Here is a 2616-nt window from a genome sequence, read left to right as displayed (position 1 = left end):
AGCACGTCGTCGGCGCTGCCGCGCAGATCGAGATCGATCGGCCGGCCTGTGGCGTCGCTGAAAATCGCGATCGGCTCGGCTCCGCGCCGCCCGGCCCCTTTGACCGCCAGGGCGACGTCGGCGAGGGCGCCGGAGGTGAGCTGACGCGGTCCCTGGAAAGCGGTGAAGCTGTCGGTCATGACGGTTCATCTCGACTGATGTAGGGGCAATTAATACCCGGATATAATTAGCCAGTCAATATTACCCGGGTAAATAAGGCGCCGACGTCCGCAGTCCTTTCGCGGTATTCGCCAATGCGATGATTGCCTGTTAGGGGATGCTCTTGTTCGGTTCGGGGGACGCCATGCTGACGGTTCATCACCTCAACAATTCCCGCTCGCAGCGCGTGCTGTGGCTGCTGGAAGAACTCGGGGTGTCCTATCAGGTCGTGCACTATCAGCGCCAATCGGACCTGCGTGCCCCTGCGGAACTGCGCGCGATCCATCCGCTCGGCAAATCGCCCGTCCTGACCGACGCCGGCAATACGATTGCCGAATCCGGTGCGATCGTCGAATACATCATCGACAGCCATGGCGACGGCCGCCTGATCCCGCCGTCGAAGACCCCGGAACGGCTGCGCTATACCTATTGGCTGCATTACGCCGAAGGTTCGGCGATGCCGCTGTTGCTGCTGAAGCTGTTGTTCGGCCTGATGCCGAAGCGCGCGCCGGCGCTGTTGCGCCCGGTCGTGCGCAAGGTCTGCAATCAGGCGCTGACCGCGCTGGTCAATCCGCAGCTCCGGCAGCACATGGCGTTCTGGGAACAGGAGCTGTCGAAAAGTCAGTGGTTCGCGGGCGATGAGTTCACCGCGGCCGACATCCAGATGAGCTTTCCGCTGGAGGCGGCCGCCGCGCGGGCCGGGCTGGAGCAGGGCCATCCCAATGCGATGGCGTATCTCGATCGCATTCACGCCCGCCCCGCATATCGGCGCGCGCTCGAGAAGGGCGGGCCTTACACGGTTGGGCGCTGAGTGCGGCGTTTACGAGTGCGTCGCCGCGATGGCTTCCTTGACCAGGCGGGCGAGGCCGCGCATGTCGCCGTCGCGATCGGCGGCATCGCCCATCCGCACCACGACCATGTGCTGTGAGGGGATGATCACGCAGCGCTGGCCGAGACTGCCCGAGGCGAAGAAGGCGTCGGGCGGGATCCCGAGCTGCACGCGGCCTCTGGCATTGTCGTGCGTGCTGCGGTTGGTCCAGAAACCGGCGCCGTAATCCGTGTCGAGGGTCGCAGCCGCGGAAAAGTCCACCCAGCCCTCCGGCAGGATCCGTCGTCCGCCGACCTCGCCGTCGCCGAGATAGAGCAGGCCGAATCGGGCCCAGTCCCGCGCACTCGCCAGCATGTTGTTGGATCCCTGCAGCGTGCCGCTGGCGTCGAACTGCAGCATCACGTCGCGCATGCCGAGCGGATTGAACAACTCATGCCACGCCAGCGCCAGCGTCTGCTCGGGGCCGCCGACGGCGTCGCGGATGATGCGGGCCAAGAGCTGCGTGGTGGCGCTCGAATAGGCCCAGCGCTTGCCCGGCGGCGCGATCAGCGGCGCATTCACGGCAAAGCCCGCCATGTCGTCATAGAGATACATCTGGCTCGACGGATCGAAGCCGGAATTCGTCTCGTCCAGCGCCAGGCCCGTTGTCATGCGCATCATCTGCTCGATCCTGATGTCGTGGCGCGGATCGGACGCGCTGCGCCATTCCGGGATCGGCGCCGGGATCAAGGGGGTGAGCAGGCCTTGCCGGGTGAGTATGCCCAGCAGCGCGTTGATCATCGATTTGGTCATGGAAAAGCTGGGCAGCGGCGTGTGGATGCCTGCGCCCGCCGCATAACGTTCGGCGATGACCTTGCCATCGCGGACGACGACGACGGCCTTGGTTCGCCGGTAGGGCGGCGTTGCCGGCTCGACGAAGACATGGTCGAGCGCGGCCCTTAGCGCGGGATCCGGCGGATCGACCAGGTCGGGGCCGGCAATGTCGGGCAACAGCGGCTGTGACCTCGATGTCCGCAGCGCCTCGATGTCACTGTTGAGCAGATAGGGTTCATGCGATCCGTGCACCAGCACGCAGCCGAAGCCGTCACGAAACTCGGCGTGGCTGTCGTGGAGACCGGCGACGGAGACATCAACGGTCTTGGCGATCGGATCGAGATGGTAGCGCATCAGTGCGGCGATCCGCCGGATGCCCGGCCGTTCAATGGCTTCCGCATAGGCGATGTCCGGATCAAGTCCGGCGACGAATGTCTTGGCGCAGAGACTGTCGGCGACGGCGGCGGTTCCGGTGCGAATGGCGCGATCGGGCCGGTAGGCCGCCCACAGCCCAAACGGCACGGCCAGCACCAGCACGCCGACCATCAGCTTCCGCGATGTCACGGATTTCCCCCCCAAGTCCTCCGGCGCCCAAACACCCGGCCCCATGCGAGGCCGTCCGCCGTAGAGCTCCTTTAGCCCGCCTTCTGCGCCGCGCCAACCGACGGCAGCGGCGCAACGCTGACACCGGGCGGCGGCAGATCATCGTCCGGCACGAAGAAGTCCGACATCAGCTTCGTGGAGGCATCGACCCGATAGGGCTCGAAGTCCCTGAC

The 2616-nt window shown here is 65.7% G+C and carries 3 protein-coding genes and 1 pseudogene; 1 reads left to right on the top strand and 3 read right to left on the bottom strand.

Annotated features, from left to right (window positions below; genetic code table 11):
- On the bottom strand, nucleotides 1-179 hold a 179-nt coding region (locus tag WCB02_RS16640), incomplete at its 3' end, for a DUF2239 family protein (protein WP_423959605.1).
- A gap of 164 nt (nucleotides 180-343) precedes the next feature.
- Between WCB02_RS16640 and WCB02_RS16635 the strand changes: the two genes are divergently transcribed.
- Nucleotides 344-1009, top strand: coding sequence for a glutathione S-transferase family protein (locus tag WCB02_RS16635; protein ID WP_423959603.1), 666 nt, complete (start codon nucleotides 344-346; stop codon nucleotides 1007-1009).
- 9 nt (nucleotides 1010-1018) lie between these two features.
- On the opposite strand, the gene WCB02_RS16630 is transcribed toward WCB02_RS16635, so the two are convergent.
- Nucleotides 1019-2404 carry a serine hydrolase domain-containing protein gene (locus WCB02_RS16630; protein WP_423959601.1) on the bottom strand — a complete coding sequence of 462 codons (1386 nt, stop codon included), beginning with the start codon at nucleotides 2402-2404 and terminating at the stop codon, nucleotides 1019-1021.
- A gap of 71 nt (nucleotides 2405-2475) precedes the next feature.
- Nucleotides 2476-2616: pseudogene (locus tag WCB02_RS16625) on the bottom strand (SDR family oxidoreductase); the annotation flags it as partial.

The organism is Bradyrhizobium sp. (genome assembly GCF_049581145.1).
GTDB lineage: Bacteria > Pseudomonadota > Alphaproteobacteria > Rhizobiales > Xanthobacteraceae > Bradyrhizobium.
The sequence above is the reverse complement of the archived record's forward strand: the minus strand, read 5'-3'. Positions and strand labels throughout refer to the sequence as shown.

Bases quoted from the DNA above. Each gene is read 5' to 3' on its own strand.
- WCB02_RS16635 (WP_423959603.1), top strand. From the start codon at position 344: ATGCTGACGGTTCATCACCTCAACAATTCCCGCTCGCAGCGCGTGCTG.